The following is a 1,307-nucleotide window of genomic DNA, read 5'->3' as shown; positions in this document are numbered from 1 at the left end:
ACCACATAGGCCACCAGACGGGGGTCGCCCGGACGGTCCTCACGCACGACGACCGCGCACTGCGCCACCGCCTCGTGCCGGCCCAACACCGCCTCGACCTCACCGAGTTCGATCCGGAAACCACGAACCTTCACCTGGTCATCGGCCCGACCCAGATACTCCAGCACACCATCACGGGTCCAACGCGCGATATCACCCGTACGGTAAAGCCGCTCGCCGTACGCCCCGGTCGGGTCGGCGACGAAACGCTCCGCCGTCAGACCCGGACGGTTCAGATACCCCCGCGCCAACTGCACACCCGCCAGGTACAACTCCCCCGCCACACCCACGGGCACCGGACGCAACCACTCGTCCAACACCAGCGCACGGGTATTCCACACCGGACCACCGATCGGCACCCGACCAGAGGGCAACTCACCCGGCACCACCCGGTGCGACGTCACGTCGACCGAAGCCTCCGTCGGCCCGTACAGGTTGTGCAACTCCACACCCGCACCCACCACCGACACGAAACGCTCAGCAACGGCGACCGGCAACTCCTCGCCACTGCACAACACCCGACGCAGCACACCCGCACACCCCGCCGCGGCCGGCTCCGCCAGGAACGCCGACAGCATCGACGGCACGAAATGCGCCGTCGTCACCCCCTCCCGCACGATCACATCCGCCAGATACACCGGATCCTTGTGCCCCTCCGGACGCGCGACAACGAGGGTCGCACCCGCCGCGAGCGGCCAGAAGAACTCCCACACCGACACATCGAACGACACCGGAGTCTTCTGCAACACCCGATCGTCCGCAGACAGTTGATACCGCGCCTGCATCCACTCCAGCCGGTTCACGATCCCCCGGTGCGACACCACCACACCCTTCGGACGACCCGTCGAACCCGACGTATAGATCACATACGCCGCATCATCCGACGACGCCCGAACCTCAAGAGAATCCCCCGAAAGCCCCGACACATCCGGCAACTGATCGAGCGTCAACAGCGGCTCGGCGTCCTCCACCATCAACGCCACACGCTCCGCCGGATACCCCGGATCCAACGGCAGATACGCCGCACCCGACCGCACCACCGCCAGCAACGCCACCACCAGCTCCAGCGACCGCGGCAACGCCACCGCCACCACAGCCCCAGAACCCGCCCCACGCCCGATCAGCCAACGCGCCAACCGGTTCACCCACGCATCCAACTCCCCATACGACACCACACGGCCCTCGAACACCACCGCCGGCGCACCCGGAGACGACACCACCCGCCGAGCGAACAACCCGTCCAGCGTCAGACCACCGTCAGCGACCTC

1 protein-coding gene is annotated in these 1,307 nt (G+C 67.3%); it reads right to left on the bottom strand.

The features are described 5' to 3' along the window. Window positions 1–1,307, bottom strand: a 1,307-nt coding sequence (locus tag AB0D10_RS46345) for an amino acid adenylation domain-containing protein (RefSeq protein WP_360269167.1), incomplete at both ends; no start/stop codon positions are given.

It is taken from the genome of Kitasatospora sp. NPDC048545 (assembly GCF_040651155.1).
GTDB lineage: Bacteria > Actinomycetota > Actinomycetes > Streptomycetales > Streptomycetaceae > Kitasatospora.
Note: the sequence above shows the minus strand (reverse complement) of the source record. Positions and strands in the feature narration are given on the sequence as shown.